The sequence below is a fragment of the Gemmiger formicilis genome (genome assembly GCF_016901605.1).
GTDB lineage: Bacteria > Bacillota > Clostridia > Oscillospirales > Ruminococcaceae > Gemmiger > Gemmiger formicilis_B.
Genome location: NZ_JACJKP010000600.1, coordinates 1 through 287, shown reverse-complemented (window position 1 = coordinate 287; position 287 = coordinate 1). Strand labels below are relative to the sequence as shown.

The 287-nt window shown below is 56.8% G+C and carries 1 pseudogene; it reads left to right on the top strand.

Going from position 1 to position 287, the window contains the following annotated elements:
* Positions 1 to 287, top strand: a pseudogene (gene fusA, locus H6B10_RS16095) (elongation factor G); the annotation flags it as partial.

Below are 287 nucleotides of genomic sequence, written 5' to 3'. Positions count from 1 at the left end.
TGCGCTGCGCAAGGCTACCATCTCTAACGAGATCGTGCCCGTTGTCTGTGGCTCTTCCTACAAGAACCGCGGCGTTCAGAAGCTGCTGGATGCGATCGTTGACTATATGCCGGCTCCTACCGACGTTGAGGCCATCAAGGGCACCAACCCCGAGACCGGTGAGGAAGAAGCTCGTGTTTCTTCCGACGACGCTCCGTTCTCCGCTCTGGCGTTCAAGATCATGACTGACCCCTACGTTGGTAAGCTGTGCTTCTTCCGTGTTTACTCCGGTAAACTGGATGCCGGCA